Below are 21891 nucleotides of genomic sequence, written 5' to 3' on the forward strand. Positions count from 1 at the left end.
GCTATGGGAATTGATGAGCTATTGAAAGAAAAGCGAGAGGAAATATTGGCGATCGCTGCCAAACATGGAGACTACAACGTTCGAGTTTTTGGCTCAGTTGCCCGTGGAGAGGCAAATGACAAAAGCGACGTAGTAGAAATCGAGCAGGGCCGTACTTTGCTCGATCAAATTTCTCTCATCCAAAGTCTTGAGGATTTATTAGGGCGAAAAGTAGATGTGGCTGAGCCAGAGAATCTACATAAGTTGATTAAGGATAGGGTCTTGAAAGAGGCAATACTTTTATGAAAGACGATCGGATTCATTTGAGTAGTATTGTAGAACGGATTGAACGAATTCAAAATTACGTTCAAGATGGACAAGAGACTTTTATGCAGCCTCAAATCATTCAAGATGCTGTCATCAGCAATTTTTTAATTATTAGGGAAGCAACAAAGCAAATATCTCAAGAACTTAAGCAATCTTATCCGACTGTTGAATGGAGACAAATTGCAGGCTTGCGAGATATCTTAATTCATAACTATTTAAAGACAAGTTTAATTAGACTTTAGGGAATTATTGAACAGAATTTACTAGAACTCAAGGTGATGGTTACGGCTATTTTGCAAGAATTAGGCGACGACCCATGAGAGACGAGGTTCAAGTTAGGGGAAACAGACTTGCGGTGTTAATCGACGCAGATAACGCCAGCGCTGACTTGATTGAGCCTTTGTTAAAAGAAATGGCAAAGTATGGGACGGTTCATGTCAAGCGAATTTATGGCGATTGGACTCGTCCTCATCTGACTCAATGGAAGGATAAACTCAACAAATTTGCAATTCAGCCGATTCAGCAATTCACCTACACGCAAGGCAAAAACTCGACCGATAGCGCTTTGATTATTGATGCAATGGATTTACTTTATACCGGCAATTTTGACGGATTTTGTATTGTTTCTAGTGATAGCGATTTCACCCGATTAGCTAGCCGCATTCGAGAAGCGGGGCTGGTCGTTTATGGGTTTGGTGAAAAGAAAACCCCAGAAGCGTTTGTGAGTGCTTGCGATCGCTTCGTCTATACAGAAATTCTCAAGCAAACAGAGAGTTCTGTCGAATATCACTCAATAGAAAGTAAGTTAAGCGAAGAAGATAAATCTGTTGCTTTCAAGAAAATTTCAGATCACGTTCCTGTAAGTACAGAGGATCAGAAGTTAAAGACGAATAAAAAATTAATTAAGCTGCTCAAGGATGCCTATGAGGCGATCGCCGACGAAGATGAATGGATTCATTTAGGTCCATTTGGCACTCAATTAACAAAACTATCACCTTCTTTTGACCCTCGAAACTATAGCTATAAAAAACTCAGTAGCCTGGTTCAAGCTATTGATTTATTTGAGATTAGAACAATCTCTAGAGCAATTCAGATTCGATTAAAGAATTAAAAACTAGAAACTAAACCTTGTTCTGTAACTGCAACCCCAAATTTTCATGAAAATTGCGATCGCCCAACTGAATCCGACTATTGGTGACTTGGCTGGCAATGCTCAGCAAATTCTCAACGCTGCACAGGAGGCAGTGGCTCAGGGAGTTCGGCTGTTGCTGACAACAGAGCTATCGCTGTGCGGCTACCCGCCACGAGATTTACTGATGCAGCCTAGCTTTGTGGATGCGATCGCGTCCACCCTGCAACAACTTGCACGAGATTTGCCGCCACAGTTAGCCGTGTTAGTTGGGATGGTGGAGTCGAATGGGCGATCGCCCCAAGATGGTGGCAAAGCGCTGTTTAACAGCACCGCACTGCTAGAGAGGGGCAAGGTGCAGCAAATCTTTCATAAGCGACTGCTGCCCACCTACGACGTATTTGACGAAGATCGCTACTTTGAGCCGGGGTTACAGAGCAATTCCTTTACTCTGGATGGACTTCGCATCGGCGTGACGATCTGCGAGGATTTGTGGAACGACGAGGAGTTTTGGGGCAAGCGCAACTATACGGCAAATCCGGTTGCTGATCTGGCTAATCAAGGGGTTGACTTCATTGTGAATCTGTCTGCCTCACCCTACAGCGCAGGTAAACAGCGCTTGCGAGAATTGATGTTGCAGCACGGTTCCAAACGCTATCAGCAGCCGCTCATCTACGCTAATCAGGTCGGCGGCAATGACGACCTGATTTTTGACGGCAGCAGCGTTGCCTTTAACCGCCAGGGTGAAATGGTGGGTCGGGCAAAAGCGTTTGCGGAAGATTTGGTTGTTCTAGAATTTGATTCAGCTCAGTCCGATTTTCAGGTTGGTGCAATTGCTCCCCAACCTGAAAATGACGATGCCGAAATCTGGTCAGCACTGGTGCTGGGCGTGCGGGACTATGTGCGGAAATGCGGTTTTTCTAAAGTCGTAATCGGTTTGAGCGGTGGGATTGATTCTTCGCTGGTGGCAGCGATCGCCACTGCTGCATTAGGTTCCGCGAACGTCCTGGGGATTCTCATGCCCTCCCCTTACAGTTCTGACCACTCCGTCACCGATGCACTGGAACTAGCCCGAAACTTAGGCATCCAGACGCACACGCTGCCCATCGATAAACTGATGCACACCTATGATGAGACTTTTGCCGACCTGTTTGCAGGCACCAAATTTGGCATTGCCGAGGAAAACATTCAGTCTCGCATTCGCGGCAACCTGCTAATGGCGATTTCTAACAAATTTGGGCATCTGCTGCTTTCTACAGGCAACAAATCTGAGATGGCTGTTGGCTACTGCACGCTGTATGGAGATATGAACGGTGGGTTAGCCGCGATCGCCGATGTCCCCAAAACCCGCGTCTACTCTATCTGCCAATGGCTCAATGAAAGAATGAAGGATGAAAACGGAAGGAGTAGTCAAAGTTCCCAATTCCCAATCCCTAACCCCCAAACCCCAATTCCGCCTAATGTCCTCGTTAAACCCCCCAGTGCCGAACTTAAACCCGGACAGGTCGATCAAGATTCCCTTCCGTCATACGAAATTCTGGATGACATCCTCGATCGCCTAATCCACCAGCACCAATCGCCAAATGAAATTGCCGCAGCAGGACATGACCCAGCCCTAGTTGAGAAAGTGAGCAGACTGGTAACTCGCGCCGAATTCAAGCGCAAGCAAGCTCCTCCAGGGTTAAAAATTACCGATCGCGCTTTTGGAACGGGGTGGCGAATGCCGATCGCAAATCGGTGGGTGGGCACCATTCAGCCAGCTACTAATCTACCCGCTAGTTCCGGGAAGCAGACAGCCGCTCAGAGCTACTAACGCCACCAAAGTACCTTCGCACTACTTTTTTGACCCTTCCGCGCCAGTCACCTCCGCGATAACGAAGTCCGATGCGCTCTATCGCCCGTACCAAATCATGTCGCCCTCTAGCTTGTAGATGTGGAATCAAATCCTCATAGCAAGACATACGGTAGGGAGTCTTGATAAACACCCGTTTCACCAGCATCTCTTCAGAAAATTCAACTTTAGGAAAAGTGCTAGCTTGCTCTAGTTTTCCAAGTGCCAGCAGCGCTAGTGTGGTTCGGATGCATTTGTCACATTTGCCGCAGTTCAGCATACCGGGCTGCATCTGTCGCACTTTGGTACAGACCTTCAGGTTTTGCAGCGCTACATCCCAGTCGGCAACAAGCTTCGTCTTGTCTAGCCTTGATAGAGTGACGCCATCATGCTGAATTTTTAAGTCATAACTACTGTAATTGGGATCAAGCAACGGGTGGGAGCCATGAGGAAACAAAGATGGAATGTTGCCTGTTGAAGCAATGGACATTCGACCGAACCGCGGGCCAAACGCATGGGCAACCGAAGCAAGAGCGGCTCCCTGAAACTCATTGCTCCAGAAGTAGGTGTCAGTATTAAGCTGTCTGACGTTGGTGTAAACCGGAATCAAATTTACTCCAGCATCTTGGGCTACGTTTGACATAGAAGCCACCAAGCGATCAAAAGCGTCTAAAAACTGTTCGTTTTCCTCTATCTCATCTCCACCAGAACTGATGCCATAGATGGTCAATCCATCTTTGAACGAATTGGGATGCTCTCGTGGCACAGTCAAACGGTTGTGGCGCAACGTCGCAAGGGAATCAATTCCACCTGAGAAAAACCAGCCTGCTCTCTGGGGTGTAGTACTTTGAGCAGGTGTTGTTCGAGTTTTGGCGTGAATTTCAACGGGTTCGCGGTTCAGCTCATACCAGTGGCGAATCCAGCCCATTGCAGTCATTAATCCATCAAGCAATTCTGGACAAATTTCTGCATCTATCGAGATCCGCTTTTCGCCATGATGCAGAGCGGGCACAATGCTGGCAACTAGAAACGCATGAGGGTTACAGGATAAATCTTGAGCAAAATCTGAGGTAGTTTCAAAATAGATTTCTTGAGTGGGGCGATCGCAATCTTCCCAAACAACTGTCGCCGAAACCCGCTTTAATCCAGCAGTGTTTTTTGATTTAAGATTTTCAATTCTCATAACGAAATCCAATTTATGTGAGGTAACTCAGTCTTTGGAGTTAAATTATGTGAAAATACGTATCCTGGTAGACTGAAGTCGCGGTATCAGGTGACTTACTATCCAACGGGAAAGAATGATTTTTTCCCTTCTGCCAAAGCTTTACCCTTGATCCTACGGTGGGGGTGGGGCAAAGTCTTTCGTGTTTTTAGTAAAGTTTATAAAGTTTTGATGAAGCATTAGTCCTGAGCCAGCACGCTTTACCTCTGGATAACCGAGAAAATACGGAGCAGATCGGATCAGCCGATTAACCAGATCGCTACAAATGTATGAGTGCTGCTATACAGTTTGAGTGTGGAGTATTTTTCTTGGAATCCCCCTCAAATGGCAGTTACTACTCAGCATCTCATTCGCCTCAAACAGCAAGGAAAGCCGATTGTTGCGCTTACTGCCTGGGACTATCCCTCTGCAAAATTGATTGACCAGGCTGGAGTAGACCTGATTTTAGTAGGGGATACGCTGGGCATGGTCGTGTTGGGCTATGAAACAACTATCCCCGTCACCTTAGACGAAATGTTGCACCATGCAAAGGCAGTGCGACGTGGTGTAAAACAAGCCCTACTTGTATTTGATTTGCCGTTTCTAAGTTATCAAGAAAGCTCGACCCAGGCGCTACATTCAGCAGGTCGTGCCATGAAAGAAACGGGGGCACAGGCAATTAAGTTAGAGGGAGGCTATCCTCTCATGGTTGAGACGGTGGCTCATCTAGTGCAGGTTGGTATTCCGGTGCTGGGTCACATTGGTTTAACGCCTCAGTCGGTTCACAAGTTTGGCGGTTTTAGAAAACAGGGCAATTCACCAGAAGCAAAAGAGCAAATTTTGCAAGAGGCGATCGCCCTCGAACAAGCTGGAGCCTTCGCTATCATCCTGGAACACATTCCCTCGGACTTGGCGCAGCAAATTTCCCAAAAGCTAACCATCCCCACAATTGGCATTGGTGCAGGCCCATATTGCGACGGACAGGTGCTTGTGACACACGACCTGCTTGGCTTGTCCGACTGGCAACCACCCTTTGCCAAAACCTATGCCAACCTACAAGAGACGATTACTCAGGCAGTGCAAACCTACAGCACAGAAGTAAGAGAACATAAGTTTCCAGTGGAGTAATCTCGCTACTAAGGAACCGAAATTAGTAATCTGTGCGATCGCCTTCTCTGTACGGGCTTGGCACTGCCAAGCCCCTATCCAAGCAATTGCATTTTGTGTAATTCTTATTCCTAAGCATAAAGCGCTGCAACGTATTCCTCATAGCCGTTGTAGAGCAATGTTGAGCGTTCTTCCCAGCTAAATTCAGAGCCGGAACCGATCAGCCGCTCTTTTGCCTGTGACCAACGGGGATGGGGGACTTGTGGTTCCACGTTCGCATCAAATTTGTATTCGCTGGAGCTGATAGTGTTCCAGTAGGTTGCAGGTTGAGTATCGGTAAACTCAATGCTGACAATCGATTTAGCCCCCTTGAAGCCATATTTCCAGGGCAAAACGGCCCGAATTGGGGCACCGTGCTGTTTGGGTAAGGTATGTCCATAAATGCCGACGGCAAAGAAGGCTAGCTCATTTGCCATTTCTTCGATTCGCAGTCCTTCGGTATAGGGCCAGGGTAAGAATCTGGAGTGCAATCCTGGACCTTTCGTGACTTGAGGATCGTAGAAAGAGGTAAATCGCACGAATTTTGCCTGAGGAGTTGGGTCAACGGCTGCAATCAGAGCATTCATCGGAAACCCAATCCAGGGAACGACCATCGCCCAGGCTTCGACGCAGCGGAAGCGATAAACTCGTTCTTCTAGGGGAAAAGTTTTTTGCAAGTCGTCCAGATCAAAGGTGCGTGGATTGTTGACCAGTCCGGTGACTTCAACTTTCCAATCTTCTGTAGGGAGTGCCTGAGCGCTTTGCCAGATGTGTTTGCTGCCGCCATATTCATAGAAGTTGTTGTAGGTGGCAGCTAGCATTTCATTGGTCAGGGGGCGATCGCTGCCAGCATCCAAAAAAGCCGGATTTGGCGCACCCTGCAATGGACTGGTGCCCAACAGTGGCTCTTCTCCCTCAACGCTTTGAGCCTGACAACCCCACAGTCCTGCGATGGAACCGCCAACTCCAGCTCCTATCAGGGTTTTGAGAAATCGCCGCCGATTAAAAAAGGCTGCTTCAGAAGTCACGTCCCGTTCTGGCAGTTGCCATGACTGGGGAACCCGAATGAGTGCCATAAAAACCCAGAACCCTTACCGCTCTACACTTCTTAATATATAGGGTTCCTCCAGGTGAAACATCTGATTCTCAGGTAATTCTTATCTCAGCTTGCAGCAACCATTTCTAGATTATGAGTAGCCTGGTCAAACAAGTAATTGAGCGCAAAGAAGAGTTCATTCAGGTTTGTGATCGTATAACTGGCAGTGTTTTTGATGAAAACCTGATGCTGCAATCGACCAAATTCCCAAAGCTTACCGTCGGTGACAATGCCATATACCGGCCTTTTGTGTTGATTAAGATAATCCGCCGCTACAAGTTCAGCCAGACATTGCCCCCAGCCCTGTTCAAAATCGTTGCGTTTTGCTTCAACAAGCAGCAACAGAGGAAGCCCTAAAATTGTTTTGCCTAGTTCAGATTTCTGGGAAAGTACGTAGTCAGGAGTACCGTTGAGTTTTGCATCATAAGCAAACGGTTTCTATACCCAAAAAGCGGCTTTATTGCAATATCGTTTGTAAATTTCTCTGAGAATTGGAAAAATTACTAATTCGCACCGAGCCGCTTCTGAGGAAAAGGCATCCATACAGGTCAAATTAAAGTCAAATTCCTTAAGAAATAGGGCTGACACGTCCATTCGTAGCTCAGAAACGAAGTTATCTTCTTGATATTTAATTTGATATTCTTCTTGCACCTGAGCAAGACTTTTGTAGTCACTAAATGACATAAACTATCCTCTGGCCCTGCCATATGTCCTTTGAAGCTTCCCCTGATTTATAGTATCGGGCACTTCGCAATCAGTCGGCAGGGCTTCAGGTGGTTCAAAGGCGATCGCCAATCGCACATCAGGCACCTGTCGCTGAAGGGTAGCAAGGTACATTTCAGCATCATTGCGACGACGAAAACGGGCGATCGCCACATTCTCACAGTTGGGCAGCAGACGATAGACCACCCAAGGATGAAGCTGGTCGTGATAAGTCATGGTGTTGTAGTGGTAGAAATGAGACACTAAAGCAGTGCTGCCCTTTTCTATTTGGGCAATTCACTACTCTTAAATTTCATACGCCATTATGACGCGCCAGATGGATGTACGTCAATATGGCGCGCTAAATTCGTTGATGAAGAAAGACAGGCGACCCCAGGAAAGCGATTCACCCATTGAGAAGTTGAGGATTCAGCGCACAAACTTGTCACAGGCTGAATTTGCGGTTCAGTGTGGCATTCCGCTGCGGACTTATCAACGCTGGGTGTCAGGAGAGACTGAGCCAAAGCTAACCCCTCGCCAATGGAAAACCTTGATGCAGATTTTAGAAATTCAATCTGTTAATGAAATACCAGATGACTTTTCCCCCGGTTGAGCAAAGTCCCCCGATTAAGCAGAGGAAGCTGGAGCTTCCGAATTAGCATTACCGGGCTAGAGCTTGTTAACGAGCAAGCCCCTCTTCCCCCTCTCCCCTGCCTGTGAAAACAGAACTTCAAGAACGAGCCGATGTCTTAGCTGCCAATTTACAGCGCAGTATTGATGCCTGTTTTGAGGTGTTGCGTTCGATTGGGCAGCTTTACGGTTCGGCGGAGTGGGTAGGGCGGCAAGACTTTGGGCGATTTGTGCAGCCTGTGCTGCTACGGCATTCCGGCATTCAGGCATTGGAATGGCTGCCTCGGTTGCAGGAGTGCGATCGCCCCTTATTTGAGAAAACTCTCCAAGCTGAGGGCTATACAAACTTTCAGGTGACAGAGCGCAAAGCAGATGGACAGTTGACTAGAGCGGCAATGCGTCCAGAATATTTTCCGGTTGCTTATGTAGAGCCGCTCACGGGCAATGAGTTGGCACTGGGGTTTGACCTGTTTTCGGATGCAATTCGGCGGACGGCGCTAGAACGGGCCCGAGATACGGGGGCGATCGCCATTAGTGGCAGGGTCGAACTGGTGCAGGAAACTCAGCGGCAGTTTGGCTTTCTGGTAATTTTGCCGATCTACCGGGGTGCGTCTGGAGAAACCATTGCAGAAAGGCGCGATCGCCTCCAAGGATTCGTTTTGGGCGTGTTTCGGGTAGCAGACGTGGTTCGGGCTTCGTTGTCCGGGTTGAATCTGGACAACATCAACTTCTTTCTGTGTGATCAGTCCGACCAGCCCGACAAAGCATTTTTGGCTACTTATGAAGCTCAGTCTCGGCGGGTGCTTGCTAGCCCAGCCGAGGAAAGGGGCTTTCAGGAACACCACTCCTTTTGGCAAGAAAAGCTGTCTGCTCAGGACAATTCGATCTGTAGCCGCAGTTTCACCATTGCCGATCGCCACTGGTCGCTCTTGCTATTGCCCACGTCTGCCTATGTCGATCGAGAAGAGCTATACGAGCAAAGCCGCAGTCTAGCAGATGCAGCGACGGCTGAGGCTGAAAAACTGAAGCAGGTTTTGCTCAATCTGCAACAAACGCAGGCGAGATGGTTTCTAGAAAAGCGATTGATTGCGATTGGAGTCGGGCTGGTGTTTCTAGTGCTGGGCAGCGTCAACCTGGTTGCTCACCGCAGCATAACTCGCCTGACCGCAAGCACAAACGGCATGGAACGCACGTATAGCACGATGGCAAGTTTGGCGAAGATCTTAGCGATCGCCACGAATGCCAAAACTCAGTTAGAGAATGTAGAAATTCCTAATTCAGAAACGGCACCCGCGATCGAGCAAATTGATGCTGAAAGCATGGGGACAATTGCTTTCGAAGTGGCATCTTTGCGCCAAGCCATTGCCCCGGATGCTGCTCAGCAAAACCGCCTGGATCTGCTGGAGCCGCTACTTTCTCAACGCCTTACCTCACTTCAGCAAACCGTGCCACAGCCTCAGAACAATGGTGGCGATCGCCAGCTTCAGCAGCAGATTCAGCAGGTGATTCGTGAAATGGAGCAAGTGGAGCGATCGCGCCTTCAGCAATGGGAAACGCAGGCAGCCGAAAGCGTTCGCAGCATTTTTCTAATCAACATTGGTGGCATTCTTCTGAGTGCGGCACTGTTGGTTTGGGTGTATTACCTGCTGCATCGCCAAATCAATGAACGCCAGCAAGTTGAGGTTGCCTTATTTGAGGCAAACAGTCAGCTAGAAATGGAAGTGCAAGAGCGATCGGCCGAACTGGCGCAAACCAAGGAAATTAGCGATCTGAAGCAACGCTTGTTTTCAATGGTTTCCCACGAATTTCGCACTCCCCTAAGTACGATCCTGCTCTCGACTCAACTGTTGTCCGGTAGTTCTGAAGATTGGGCAGAGGAGAAAAAGCGAAAGAACCTGTCGCGCATTCAGTCTGCTGCCAAAACCCTGGCACAGCTTTTGAACGATATCCTGACGCTCAACCGCGCCGAAGCCGGGAAGCTAGAATTTCGTCCCGAACTCCTCAATCTAGAACCTTTCTGCCAGCAAATTGTCGAAGAAATGCAGCTCAGCACAGGCAGATCTCAGATCGAATTCACCCAATACGGCTACCCGACTCCGGTAAAACTCGACAGCAAACTGTTGCACTCCATTCTGACGAACCTGCTCTCGAACGCTGCGAAGTATTCTCCGCCTGATTCAACCGTGTTGCTCAGCTTGATTTACAATCCGGGTTCAGTTGTGTTTCAGGTCAAAGATTACGGCATTGGCATCCCCCCAGAAGATCAGCAGCGAATTTATGAAACCTTTTACCGCAGCAAAAATGTGGGTGACATTGCAGGCACCGGTCTGGGATTAGCCGTTGTGAAAACCTGCGTAGATTTGCACGGGGGACTGGTTGCAGTGACGAGTGCGATCGCCACTGGCACTACTTTTACCGTGACCTTGCCGCAATAGGAACAGAGTCTAGTGAAGGGTAGTGCGGCTGAGTCGTACTACCCTTCACTAGAAGATCTCAATTTATGCCTTTAGACCATGTGAACTCTGCCAAAAGGTCATTCAAACGACAAATTGAATGCACTAGAAATAGAAATGACCAACATTGTAAACACTGTTTCTATTTCTATGAAATCAATGACTAATTTGCTTGCTGCTATGGGACGTTGGGCTGTGACCGCCCTGTTTTGTATTTCAGCGATCGCCTTTGTTTGGCAGGGTGCATTCTTCTCAAACACCGCCGCAATGGCTGCTCCGGGTACGCTCGTAATCGCTGCAAGAACAGAGACCGGTAGCGAGATTCAGCAAGACAACAAAGGCTTTGTTCAGGATGCGGCAGAGAAGGTTAAGGATGCTGCTAATAGCAACGCTAACCGAGTTGATGATGCAACTGACAATGGCAGCTCTATCGGACGCAAAGCTCAAAGAGATGCAGCCCGCATCGAGAAAAGAGCGAATGAAGATGCATCTCGGACTCAGAGAGCGATCGACAACAATGTAAATGCTGTTGAACGTGCTGTTGACAACATCAAAGATGTTTTCAGCAAGTAAGCAATAGTCGATAGCGTCGCTATAAGAAAGCGGTTGAGAACTAGTTTAGGCTAGAACTTCAACCGCTTTTTCAGTTGGATGAGCCTGAGTATTGTGAATAAAACAATTTAGAAAGGACGAAGTTAGCTTAATAACTCCATCCTTTCTAGATTTTGTTGCTTCATCTAAGGATTGATAATGCCATAGTAAAGACCCGCTATAAACAAGAGAAGCGCAAGTATAACGCCTACGAGACTAAGTCCAAACGCGTAGGAAGGAGTCTCGTCCTCATCTAAAACATCTTCTTTCAAGCGTGCTTCTTTTTCCGCTTGTGTAGCTTGATGGGGTGGGGAATCGTTGACGGCAAAGGCAGAATTTCCAGACCTTTCTAAATCCATTTCAGTAGTGTTCATGAGTTTTCTTAATACTTCATTAGTAACGTCTCTACTATGTTCTCGCTCAATATCAAGATCTGCCTCTTTCGTTTGGGTTTTCTAAAGTGAGTTTTTCTCTGACAAAGGAAGTAAGGCAAACCTAAGAAGTAAGACTATTAGTAATAAATTTTGTTAAGAGAAGAATAAATCCACCCTTAGTTGGAGAACATTTAGCATCACTTCCTGAATTAAGAAGCATCATAATCTCAGTCAAAGAACCGAACGCTAGAGATTGCCCTATCACTAATGCACGAATCGCCCAAAAAAGCCTGGACTGTAGCCTCTCTAGCAAAACAGATGCCCCTAGCAGAACAGATGCCCATGTCGCGATCGCATTCTCTAGCCCGATTTACAGAACTGGTTAGGATTGCACTTTCTGCGTGAAATAAAAATAAACTTGCAGAACCGTCCTCACCTATGATCTAGAGCAGAGGTTCAGATTAATTGCCTGCTTATGCCTGTTATCTGGGAGTTAGACTTTTACTCTCGTCCGGTGCTGGATGAAAATGACAAGAAACTTTGGGAGGTGCTAATTTGCGAAAGCCCCACAGACATCACCACTGAGCCTGATTCGCTATTTCGTTATGCCAAATTTTGTTCTAACAGCGAAGTGAATTCGGTGACGTTGCGAGAATCGCTGGAAGAGGCGATCGCCCAAGCAGCTAAGCCGCCCTCCCGCATTCGCTTCTTTCGCCGTCAAATGGCTAACATGATCACCAAAGGCTGCGAAGATGCCGGAATCACTGCCTTTGCCAGTCGGCGCACGCTAGCGATCAATCAGTGGATTGAGCAGCGAATGCAAGAGGTCTATCCCACTTATCCCACCTATCAGCCAGGGACCAATCCTTCGGTAGCAATGGCTGACAACGCGCCACAGCCCTTGCCCGATGCGCTGATTGGGCAGCAGTGGGCGTTTGTCAATTTGGAGGCGATCGCCTTCAAAGAGATGCCAGAGTGGGAAATTGGCTTTGGTGAAGCCTTTCCGTTAGAGATGGCAGGCTTAGCGCCAGATGCTCGGGTTCCCGGTTTAATCATCTTCTCGCCCCGTGCTGTGCCGCTGGCAGGCTGGATGTCTGGGCTAGAGCTAGCTTTCCTCAAGTTCAACACTTCTCCACCGCAACTTGTCCTGGAAACCGGAGCCGACAACGCCTGGATTCTGATCAACTTGCCAACCCCCGCCCTGCAAGCCGAAGCAAAAGCCTTTGAGATTGCTAAGCAGCAGGCAAACCAAGTACATTTCATCGCCGTGCAGACTGACCCAGAATCAGAAACCTTTGCCGGATTTTGGCTGCTGCAAGAACTGAACTTGGCGTAAAGTACCGCGATCGCACAAGATAGTAAACGGTCAACCAAGGAATACTATGGGTTCCGATAACTCGCCACAAATGTTACCGGCAGAGCAACTGCTGGATTTAGCAAAGCAAGCAGGCGCAGAGGCGGCAGAAGTGTTTCAGTCGCGATCGCTCTCTCGTCCAGTCTTTTTTGAGGCAAATCGGCTAAAGCAGCTAGAAAGCTCTCAGGCAGAAGGGACTGCGCTACGGCTTTGGCAGGATGGTCGCCCTGGTTTGGCTGTCGCCTATGGTGCTGTTGAACCGCAAGCATTAGTCGAACGGGCGATTGCCCTCAGTCAACTGAACGACCCAGAAACCATTGAACTCAATGCCGCCTCTCACATTACCTACCCAGATTTGGGAGAAGCAGTAGCCGTTGAAACCCTGGTAGATTGGGGCAGAGAGGCGATCGCTCTGGTGCGTCAGGCTTACCCCGAATGTCTCTGCACAGCCGAGTGGGAATGTGAGGCAGAAGTAACGCGCCTGGTCAATTCTCAAGGACTGGACTGTAGCTACACTGATACCACACTGAGTTGTTATCTATCGGCGGAGTGGGTACGGGGTGAAGATTTCCTGAGTGTCGCAGACGGGCAAACCCAACGCGGCAGGCTCGATCCGGTGGCTGTGGCTGATCAGGTGTTGCAGCGGCTGGACTGGGCAAAAAACAACGCGGCTTCTCCCAATGGGCGCGTTCCAGTACTGTTTACCTCCAAGGCAGCAGACATGCTGTGGGGCACCATTCAAGCGGCGATGAATAGCAAACAGGTACTCGAAAAGGCTTCCCCCTGGAGCGATCGCCTGGGAGAACCCGTTACTTCCCCTGATCTGACCGTCTCTCAACAGCCCGAAGCAGGCCCGTTTAGCTGCCCCTTTGATGATGAAGGCACGCCCACCCAACCGATCACCTTTATCAAAGATGGTGTTTTACAGCTTTTTTATACCGATCGCACGCTGGGGCGATCGCTCGGCAGCGGCACCACAGGCAACGGCTTTCGCCCCGGCTTGGGCAGCTACCCCACCCCCGGATTGTTTAACTTGCTAATTCAACCTGGCTTCAAATCTCTCTCAGACCTGATCGCCTCCCTCGATTACGGCATCATCGTTGATCAAATGCTGGGTGGCGGTGCAGGCATCTCTGGTGAGTTTTCGGTGAATGTTGATCTGGGCTATCGGGTAGAAAATGGGCAGATCATCGGTCGTGTTAAAGACACCATGGTTGCAGGCAACGTCTACACTGCCCTCAAAAACCTGGTCGAACTTGGAGGCGATGCTGATTGGAACGGTTCCTGCTACACACCTTCAATTATTGTTGAGGGATTGTCAACTACAGGACGCAGTTGATGGTTAAGTTTACACAGGTAGACCTCTACGCCAGCGTTTTAACATTAAAGGCAGACGGATTACGAACAGCTTTAAAAGCGCCAACACATTACTTAAATTTTTAGACTGTCTCGCTAGATATAGAAAAGCTGATGGGTTAAGCCACAACTCCCCCTGCTTCAGTAAGTGCTGAGTCAAGCTCGTATTGTTAAGAGTATGTCTCAGTTCCTCTGGCAACTCTAGGCTAACTGGTAATCGCTTGGGACAAAAGTTGGCATCATATCTAGCATTGACCCAGGCTAGTTCTTTGCCTTTGTAAGTTTTGGCTTCAGGATGACCAAACCCAATATTCGTTGTAAAGGAAGTGGTGGGGACAAGATGCGTCTTCTGGTGATATAAAGCGGCAAGGGTAAATGTAATGACCCAGTCTGTTTGTCGATTTTTCTCCAACCAAAACTGGTTGATCATTGTTCTCTTAGTTTGAGAGGTAGCTGGAATTTTGTAAAACTCGCCAAAAGGATTGTATTGTTCTGATTGATTGGCTAAATTCAGCTCTTTCCACCGATCAGCCCAGGTTGCAAATCCCCAGCTAAAGACACGGTTAGACACGATAAAGTCTGTATCAGTCCGAGGACTCAACTCTGCTGGTAGGCTTGCATAGGCACTAATTGAACATATCTGTTGGTGATGTCGATAAGCTTCTAGAAGCCGACACATCCGATCATAAAAGTGTGGATTAGGAACAATGTCATCCTCTAGATAAATCAAGGAATCATGAGAGGACAAAACTTCTGTTAGACCCAGAATTACGTTTTGGTCGCACCCCAAATTATGATTTCTTTTAACGATATGGACAGGTACGAGTGTAGATAACTCTTCTAGTAGTGAAATGCACTGTTCTATCAAAGGTTCATCAGCAGCTTTTCTTGCCCCATCAATAAAACCAATAATCTTAGATGGCATTAGTGATTGTTGACGAACTGCTGCTAAAACTTTTTTGAGCAAATCAGGGCGGGTAAAGGCTACCAGGACAAGTGGAGGTAATTCTACTGGTAGTGGAACATCATTGAGGGAGGTAATTAATGATACATAGCTAGTCATTCTCTAAAACACTCTTTTTTCTCTGTGAACGATAAAACCTATGCTCTCTAAGGGCTTGTAGGATTATAGCTCATGGAGATTGGGGGTTGAGTTGGGTGATTTTACTTAAATGCCTGAGCAAACTTTAGCCAGTTGAGACCTGAGCCATGCTTGGGCTGGATTGTGATGGCTGCGTTCATGCCACATCATCTTCACAGAGGAGAGAGGAATTTCAATGGGAACAGCGGTGAGGTAAAGTTGATCGCTCATTCCACTCAGTTCAACCACTCGTATTGGCAAAACTGCAATTAGATCCGAGTTAATAAGAATTTGGGGAACCACAAAAAACTGATTGACCGTCAGTCCAATGCGGCGAGTGAGTCCTTGTTCCTGTAGGAAGGGTTCAAGCAAACCTGTTGTTTCTCCAGTCAGGGTTACAAGCAAATGTTTTGCTTCGGCGTAGCGAGCTAGAGTTAACTTCTTACCTGCAAGTGGATGGTTATGCCGCATCGCACAGACCCAGGTTGAGGTGAAGAGTGTGTGCGATCGCAAACGAGCATTGACCTGTAGAAATACACCAATTGCAAGGTCAATCTCTGCTTGTTCTAGCAGCATTGGAGCATTGATGTGAGTGTTGGGTATAGTCCGCAAATTGATGTTGGGTGCAAGTTTTTCCAATGTGTTGACCAAAGCAGGCAAAATCACATGGGCTGAAAAGTCATTGAGGGCGATCGTGAAGCTAGCACTTTCGACAGCAGAATCGAACTCCACTGGCTCAAAAGTTCGACGAATTTGAGTTAAAGACTCGCGAATAGGCTGCCACATTTCTGTCGCTTTTGGAGTTGGGCTCACTCCACTTGGGACTTTGATGAATAACTCATCATTCACCAAGTGACGTAAGCGTTTAAGAGCATTGCTAACAGCAGGTTGTGTCATATTCAAGCGATCGGCAGCACGAGTCACGTTGAGTTCTGTCATTACCGCATCAAAAATCTTCAGCAGATTCAAATCAAGCTGTTCGTAATTCATTCTAGTGATAACCCTTATGGCAATTATCTATTAGACAATATAACAATTCTGCCAATATCTTAGAACTTGAAGAGCTATGGCAGAGCAAGTCATGAAGAAAGTACTCGTTATTTTGGCTCATCCAAACTTTGCAGAATCCAGAGGCAATAAAGCACTAGTAGAAGCGGTTCAGGAAATTCCCTCGGTAAAGATTCACTATTTGTATGAGCGATATCCAAACTGGCAAATTGATGTGCAGGTGGAGCAGGAGTTTTTGAGAAGCCACGATTTGATCGTGCTTCAGCATCCGTTGCAATGGTACTCAGTGCCGCCACTGCTGAAGAAGTGGATGGATGATGTACTCACTTATGGTTTTGCTTATGGTGAAGCAGGTACGGCTCTTAAGGGAAAGGAGTTGATGCCTGTAGTGACAGCAGGTGGCTTATCAGAAATGTATGTGGCAGGAGGAGCTGTTAACTTCACGATGAGTGAACTGTTGCGACCCATTCAGCAAACTGCAAATTTTTGCGGAATGAGTTACAAAACACCTTTCGTCGTTCACGGATTTCTGCCGAAAGAGCTGGGAATTCCTGGAACCATTTCAGATGAGCAACTATTTCAGGCATCAAATTGGTACAAACAACTTTTGCAGCAATGTGTCGCAAGTTAATACTCACATTTAAGTGGAGCAATGTATGTCGCTTTCTATTCGATTAGTTCGAGCAGTCATTCAGGCTGTGCAGCGATCGCACTTCAGAACGATTATTAAAACAATGGCTTTTCTGCTCATTGCGCTCATCCTCACTTTGTCGATGAAAGCGCCGACAGTTAACGCAGCCCATGAGGAAAGTACTCCCAACGCAGGAGCTTATCAGTTTCAGGTAGGAAGTTTCAAAGTTGCGACGATTTCTGATGGATTACTAACACTGCCTCCTCTGCCAACCTACGCTCCAACAGCCGATCCGATAGAAGTGGAGAGAGCAATGGTAGAACGATTTTGGTCACCCAGCGACTTATCCCTCTATTTCAATGCAACGTATGTGGATACAGGCGCTCATCAAGTCCTAATTGACACAGGTGCAGGGATAGAGCTTGGAGCAGGGCTTGCAAAACTGACGCAAAATCTTCGGAGTATAGGAGTTCAGCCTCAGGACATTGATACGGTGATCATTACTCATGCTCATCCTGATCACCTTGGAGGGGTTGTTTCTCTTGATGGACAACTTACCTTTCCTAACGCTCGATATTACATTTCAGCCGCCGAGTGGCAGTTTTGGACAACCCCCACGATTGATTTATCATCCCTGATTATTCCTGAAGCTTTCAAGCAAGGTATTGTTGCATCTGCACAGAAGCATTTAGGGGCGATCGCCAACAAAGTGAGCCAGTTTCAACCTAATCAAGAAATTGTTCCAGGCATTACTGCGATCGCTGCACCAGGACATACTCCGGGTCAATCAGCATTACAAATTAAATCTGAAGCCTCTCAGTTGATGGTCACTGCTGATGTCTTCTTCAATGAAGCGTTTGATTTAGAACATCCTGAATGGCAAACTGGGTTTGACTTTAACCCGCAACAAGCAGCAGAAACGCGGCGTAGGCTACTCGATCAGGTCACTCAAGATCGAACAATGGTGAGTGCTTATCACATGCCGTTTCCTGCAGTGGGTCACATTCGTGTAAGGGGCGATCGCTATGAATGGGAACCTACCCTCTGGCAATTCGAGCCTTAGAACGTATAAAGTCCGCTAGAATCCTTCTCTTATTTTGAAGGACTCCGGGCTGTCTCTATATTTCTACGTCTGAAGTTCAGAAGCGGGTATGGGGAACTCTGTTCTTCTACTCAAGTTCATTAGAGAACAGCAATACTTCACGTGGATTTCACTCCTGATTTTGAGGAGTTTGAGGAGATTGTTAAAAAAACTTTCCTGATTCACGTTTTTGGGCTTGAAAGATGACACAGGGGCAAAGTCTACCAAAAGCAAAGACACCATCTGTAATGCTGTCAAGGGAATCTCATGACAGAACTCACACAGGCTATCCTGTTGTCACCTTCTAGAAGGGACAGCTACTCAATTCAGCCCTCTTCTCGTTTCTTGCCGTCTTTATGGGAACCCATTGACCCGGAGCCATCTCCCTCAAAGTGGTTTACTTCAGATGGACAGCGGCGTGTAGTAGTTGTGGCTGGACTCGCAGTGGCTGTGACTTCTGCAAATCTGGCACAAATCTTGAGCCGCGCCCCCGAATATGAGGGAAAGTTCCAGATTTCGGTGGAGCCTGCGATCGCCAACCGTTCTCCTCAAGCCCAAGCCCTGAGCAATGGCTATGAGACAGCGGTTCCTACGATTGATTATGATACTCAAATTGAGGTTTTAAGGAGTGCTGTACTCCTTAGCCCGGTCGTTGAACAGCTTCAAGCGCAAGACATTGAGCTTGACTATGATGCTTTGAGCCGCAACTTGCACATTGCCCAGCTTGAAGCACCAGGAATGTTGGAGATTACCTATCGCGATGCAGATCCTGAAACTGTTCAGGTTGTTCTAGACCAGGTTGTGGATGCTTACCTGAACTATGGACAACAGTGCCAATCAGGTGCTTGTAAAGGACTCGAATTTGTTGATGCCCAGATTTCCCAGGTGCAGCAAAGGGTGGAAGATTTGCGTCAGCAGCTACAGGGGTTTCAGCAACAGCATGGCTTAAGCGATCCAGATGCCCAAGGGCAACGCTTGTCTGCTTTTTCTCGCGAAATTGCAAACCAGCAGGCAACCTTACAAACGACTCTGCCGAAGATTCGCAGCAGTCAGGTAATGTTACAGCAGCAAATGGGTTTGCCTGATTCGGCGATCGCCGAAACCTTGTTAAATCAGTCATCTAGCTATCAAACGCTGCTCGACCAGCTCCGAACCGTAGAGTTAGAAATTGCCCAAGAATCGACTCGCTTCCAAGTGAATGCTGAAAAAGTCGAGTCTTTGCAGCAAGAGCATCGTGAGTTGCAGCTACAAATGCGTCTGGAAGCTCGACAGATTGCACTCAGTTACTTATCCACCAATCCCACGATTGCAATCACAGAGTCGGTGGAAATGCCTGTTTCACCAGAAATGGCCCTACGTTGGATTGAAACCACTCAATACCTCCAGGTTCTAGAAATTCGTCAACAGTCCCTTGAACGAGCGGAAACGCTGCTAGTTCAGCAAACGGAACAGTGGGCAGCGCTGTCTCGTCAATACTCACAAGTGGAACAGGAGTTGCACACTGCCACTAGCACTTTAAACCAGTATCTTGTGAAGCGGCAAGAGCTAGAACCGCAGGCTGCTCAGCAGAAAATTGCCTGGGAAGTCATTGCTCCACCAGAATTAATTCACGATCAAACAGGTCAACCTGCACCCACAATTCCTAATCTCCAGCGTGATTTAAGTGCAGGAATTGCTTTTAGCATGTTGCTTGCGACTGGAGCGGCGATCGCCCTTGACAGACGTAAATCCCTTAACTCTGCTATTCAAACCAAAACTACCATCACTCACCTTGACATCCAATCCAGGCTGGCAATGCTGGCGCGGTACGTTGGTCTGAATACAGAACAACATACCAAAGGGCAAACTATGCTGACTAACTGCTATCCCATGTTGAGACTGCCAGAAGGATCTCAGCAATCACAACCCGTTCAATTCCAAGCAGATGCTCACTCGCATCAATCAGATTGGACTTCGGCACCCCTAACCATTACTGCAGAACTAGTTTCTGAAGAGTCGGCTTCCGAACCTAAACTCGTTTTCGCGAGTTAGGTATAAACTGCTACGATGCTGATGATTTTCAAGGATTGAGCTTAATGCTTGAGGCGATCGCAATTCTTACGCATCTCTTCATGAAATAGGATATGAAAGGATGAGTATGTTCACGTAATTCGGTATATTTTGTTAGTGTGGATCAGTAGTTGACGAGCAGCTAAATCATTGCTTACTCGCTCTACCGCTGCTTGAAGTATTCACTTTTGAGTTGCAAAAGCTACGAAGCAGCCTACTTAGGGCTGAGCTCAAAAATTCTTGTCAACTGTGCCTAAATCCGACTTAACTTCAAAATAATCTTCCGGATAGGCTAGTGGTTTTACGTAGACATAGATAGTTAGACATTGTTCAAGTTTGTGCTCAATGTCGTTCATTACCCCTCCATCTACCTTCTCTCTGGTGCCGAACTGCCACAGCTATTGCTAATTACATTCCTGAATGTGTGTTGCAACTTCAGGACAACTTAGCAAACAGGACTTCTACCATTAACCTCAATTTCTTTTGCAAACACACGTTTGGTCAAAGAGGTCTGTTATTGACCTTTTCACAGGGTGGCTGAACCGTAGCGGACGCATTTAACGCTGCATCCAAAAGCAAAAAAACAGTTATTGGATAGAGGAGTCATACTGTGAAACCACCCCTTAAAAAGGTGAGTGTGGTCAATTCCCCCGTTACCGCTTCACCATTCGACGAGCAAATAAAAGTAATTTTGGAATGGGCTAGCAAACATCTCAGTAAAGTTGTTTGTGTCGCTAACGTTCACATGGTGACAGAGGCGTATTTAAACCAGGACTTTAGCAAGGTTCTCAAAAGCGCTGATCTGGTTACACCGGATGGAATGCCGCTGGTCTGGATGATGAAACTGTTGGGAGTGCGAGATCAAGACCGTGTCGCAGGTTTAGACATCCTACTAGCTCTTTGTAAAGCTGCTCCCTCAACTGATGTCGGACTGTTCTTTGTGGGTTCTGAGACGCCTATCCTTGATCAGATGAGAGCAAAGCTAAATCAAGAATTTCCTGACCTACAAATTGCTGGAATGGAACCGTTACCCTTCCGACCCCTTACACCAGCGGAAGATGAGGCGTTGATTCAAAAAATTAATGCGAGTGGTGCAGGTGTGGTTTTGGTGTCATTAGGCTGTCCAAAACAGGAACGCTGGATGGCAGAGCATAAGGACAAAATTCACGCGGTCATGATTGGCTTAGGTGGAGCTTTCCCAGTTTATGCAGGTATTTGCAAGAGAGCGCCGCGTTGGGTTCGAGAAATGGGTCTGGAGTGGTTTTACAGACTCATTCAAGAACCTCGTCGGCTCTGGAAACGCTACAGCACGACGATTCCTCTGTTTTTGTGGTTGGCGACAAAGCAGTTGATTAAACAACCCAAAGTGTTGTTACGCTCTCAAGGGTAAACCAGCAATTCTTTGAAGTCACATACTCACTAATAAACAAGGGGCCTATGCTCCTTGTTTTTGCGCGATCGCCCATTCTACAGTTGCAGCTATACAGGTTAGGAAAAAGAGGGGAGGCAGGGCTTAGCCCTGCCTCCCCTCTTTTTCCTAACTTAAATAACTTGCCGATTTTTGTTTGCTAAACGTAGGGAAAAAACTCTTTAGAACAACTTTAAGACCAAGAATTAAAAAACTAAGAATGTGTCCTACTTAATGAAAACTTGTCCCTGATTTTAATGGAGAAGGGGTGAATATACTGACTAGTCAACTTACGAGGAACATTTGATAAATAAGTGGTTTCTTTAACAAGAGGACGGTGAGTGTAAAAATACCGTGAAACCACGCAATATGTCTTGTGGCTACAGTACAGTCACATACAATTGACTTATTGCAAGATGCGTTTTTTTAAGCCCTACGTATTTCTCTCAGGTGCTAATTCTCTA

General features: G+C 47.2%; 23 protein-coding genes. 15 read left to right on the top strand and 8 right to left on the bottom strand.

The genetic code is table 11. The annotated features are described in order from the left end of the window. Positions 1–3: 3 nt before the first annotated feature. From H6F88_RS18835 to H6F88_RS18850, 4 genes are all read left to right on the top strand, one after another. Positions 4–285: a nucleotidyltransferase domain-containing protein gene (locus H6F88_RS18835; RefSeq protein ID WP_190644281.1), complete on the top strand. Its 282-nt coding sequence runs from the start codon at positions 4–6 to the stop codon at positions 283–285. Next, on the top strand, positions 282–548 hold the full coding sequence (locus tag H6F88_RS18840) for a HepT-like ribonuclease domain-containing protein (protein WP_199333686.1): 267 nt from the start codon (positions 282–284) through the stop codon (positions 546–548). The genes H6F88_RS18835 and H6F88_RS18840 overlap by 4 nt, the downstream gene beginning before the upstream one ends. Before the next feature lie 74 nt (positions 549–622). Next, positions 623–1417, top strand: a complete 795-nt coding sequence (locus H6F88_RS18845; RefSeq protein WP_190644282.1) for an NYN domain-containing protein — start codon at positions 623–625, stop codon at positions 1415–1417. Positions 1418–1463: 46 nt separating this feature from the next. Then, positions 1464–3248 carry an NAD+ synthase gene (locus H6F88_RS18850; protein WP_190644283.1) on the top strand — a complete coding sequence of 595 codons (1785 nt, stop codon included), beginning with the start codon at positions 1464–1466 and terminating at the stop codon, positions 3246–3248. Here the strand turns inward: H6F88_RS18850 and H6F88_RS18855 are convergent. Beyond that, on the bottom strand, positions 3211–4449 hold the full coding sequence (locus H6F88_RS18855; protein ID WP_190644284.1) for a hypothetical protein: 1239 nt from the start codon (positions 4447–4449) through the stop codon (positions 3211–3213). The two genes, H6F88_RS18850 and H6F88_RS18855, sit on opposite strands and share 38 nt — an antisense overlap. Positions 4450–4812: 363 nt before the next feature. Between H6F88_RS18855 and panB the strand changes: the two genes are divergently transcribed. Then, a complete protein-coding gene (gene panB, locus H6F88_RS18860; protein ID WP_190644285.1) occupies positions 4813–5595 on the top strand; it encodes a 3-methyl-2-oxobutanoate hydroxymethyltransferase in 783 nt (260 codons plus the stop codon). A gap of 110 nt (positions 5596–5705) precedes the next feature. Here panB and msrP read toward each other — a convergent pair whose 3' ends face one another. The 4 genes from msrP to H6F88_RS18875 form a co-directional block, all read right to left on the bottom strand. Then, positions 5706–6689 (bottom strand): protein-methionine-sulfoxide reductase catalytic subunit MsrP, encoded by a 984-nt coding sequence (msrP, locus tag H6F88_RS18865; protein WP_190644286.1) that lies wholly within the window; start codon positions 6687–6689, stop codon positions 5706–5708. A gap of 86 nt (positions 6690–6775) precedes the next feature. Further along, positions 6776–7051, bottom strand: coding sequence for a hypothetical protein (locus H6F88_RS32720; protein ID WP_199333687.1), 276 nt, complete (start codon positions 7049–7051; stop codon positions 6776–6778). 96 nt (positions 7052–7147) lie between these two features. Then, the gene (locus H6F88_RS32725; RefSeq protein WP_199333688.1) at positions 7148–7393 is read right to left on the bottom strand and encodes a hypothetical protein; all 246 of its coding nucleotides are present in this window, start codon (positions 7391–7393) and stop codon (positions 7148–7150) included. Positions 7394–7396: 3 nt separating this feature from the next. After that, the gene (locus tag H6F88_RS18875; protein ID WP_190644371.1) at positions 7397–7675 is read right to left on the bottom strand and encodes a hypothetical protein; all 279 of its coding nucleotides are present in this window, start codon (positions 7673–7675) and stop codon (positions 7397–7399) included. A gap of 61 nt (positions 7676–7736) precedes the next feature. Here H6F88_RS18875 and H6F88_RS18880 point away from each other — a divergent pair, with 61 nt between their 5' ends. The 3 genes from H6F88_RS18880 to H6F88_RS18890 all read left to right on the top strand — a co-directional run bounded on the left by H6F88_RS18880 (position 7737) and on the right by H6F88_RS18890 (position 11067). After that, positions 7737–8024 (top strand): helix-turn-helix transcriptional regulator, encoded by a 288-nt coding sequence (locus tag H6F88_RS18880; protein WP_242050606.1) that lies wholly within the window; start codon positions 7737–7739, stop codon positions 8022–8024. 103 nt (positions 8025–8127) lie between these two features. Then, positions 8128–10476 (top strand): CHASE domain-containing protein, encoded by a 2349-nt coding sequence (locus tag H6F88_RS18885; RefSeq protein ID WP_190644287.1) that lies wholly within the window; start codon positions 8128–8130, stop codon positions 10474–10476. A 177-nt stretch (positions 10477–10653) separates the two neighbouring features. Further along, positions 10654–11067, top strand: a complete 414-nt coding sequence (locus H6F88_RS18890; protein WP_190644288.1) for a hypothetical protein — start codon at positions 10654–10656, stop codon at positions 11065–11067. 164 nt (positions 11068–11231) lie between these two features. Here the strand turns inward: H6F88_RS18890 and H6F88_RS18895 are convergent, their stop codons facing one another. Continuing rightward, the gene (locus tag H6F88_RS18895; RefSeq protein WP_190644289.1) at positions 11232–11459 is read right to left on the bottom strand and encodes a hypothetical protein; all 228 of its coding nucleotides are present in this window, start codon (positions 11457–11459) and stop codon (positions 11232–11234) included. A gap of 267 nt (positions 11460–11726) precedes the next feature. Between H6F88_RS18895 and H6F88_RS18900 the strand changes: the two genes are divergently transcribed. The 3 genes from H6F88_RS18900 to H6F88_RS18910 all read left to right on the top strand — a co-directional run bounded on the left by H6F88_RS18900 (position 11727) and on the right by H6F88_RS18910 (position 14152). Beyond that, entirely contained in the window at positions 11727–11864 is a 138-nt protein-coding gene (locus H6F88_RS18900; RefSeq protein WP_190644290.1) for a hypothetical protein, read from the top strand. A 70-nt stretch (positions 11865–11934) separates the two neighbouring features. After that, complete coding sequence (locus tag H6F88_RS18905; protein WP_190644291.1) at positions 11935–12795, top strand: Tab2/Atab2 family RNA-binding protein; 861 nt, start codon at positions 11935–11937, stop codon at positions 12793–12795. Positions 12796–12841: 46 nt separating this feature from the next. After that, complete coding sequence (locus tag H6F88_RS18910; protein ID WP_190644292.1) at positions 12842–14152, top strand: TldD/PmbA family protein; 1311 nt, start codon at positions 12842–12844, stop codon at positions 14150–14152. A gap of 9 nt (positions 14153–14161) precedes the next feature. Here H6F88_RS18910 and H6F88_RS18915 read toward each other — a convergent pair whose 3' ends face one another. After that, a complete protein-coding gene (locus H6F88_RS18915) occupies positions 14162–15232 on the bottom strand; it encodes a sugar transferase (RefSeq protein WP_190644293.1) in 1071 nt (356 codons plus the stop codon). Positions 15233–15337: 105 nt separating this feature from the next. Beyond that, on the bottom strand, positions 15338–16240 hold the full coding sequence (locus H6F88_RS18920) for a LysR family transcriptional regulator (RefSeq protein WP_190644294.1): 903 nt from the start codon (positions 16238–16240) through the stop codon (positions 15338–15340). 91 nt (positions 16241–16331) lie between these two features. Between H6F88_RS18920 and H6F88_RS18925 the strand changes: the two genes are divergently transcribed. From H6F88_RS18925 to H6F88_RS18940, 4 genes are all read left to right on the top strand, one after another. Next, on the top strand, positions 16332–16889 hold the full coding sequence (locus H6F88_RS18925) for an NAD(P)H-dependent oxidoreductase (RefSeq protein WP_190644295.1): 558 nt from the start codon (positions 16332–16334) through the stop codon (positions 16887–16889). 25 nt (positions 16890–16914) lie between these two features. Then, on the top strand, positions 16915–17952 hold the full coding sequence (locus H6F88_RS18930; protein WP_190644296.1) for an MBL fold metallo-hydrolase: 1038 nt from the start codon (positions 16915–16917) through the stop codon (positions 17950–17952). Positions 17953–18237: 285 nt separating this feature from the next. Next, entirely contained in the window at positions 18238–20001 is a 1764-nt protein-coding gene (locus H6F88_RS18935; RefSeq protein ID WP_190644297.1) for a hypothetical protein, read from the top strand. Positions 20002–20629: 628 nt separating this feature from the next. After that, complete coding sequence (locus H6F88_RS18940) at positions 20630–21409, top strand: WecB/TagA/CpsF family glycosyltransferase (RefSeq protein WP_190644298.1); 780 nt, start codon at positions 20630–20632, stop codon at positions 21407–21409. Positions 21410–21891: the final 482 nt, after the last annotated feature.

The organism is Oculatella sp. FACHB-28 (genome assembly GCF_014696015.1).
Lineage (GTDB): Bacteria > Cyanobacteriota > Cyanobacteriia > Elainellales > Elainellaceae > JAAUTN01.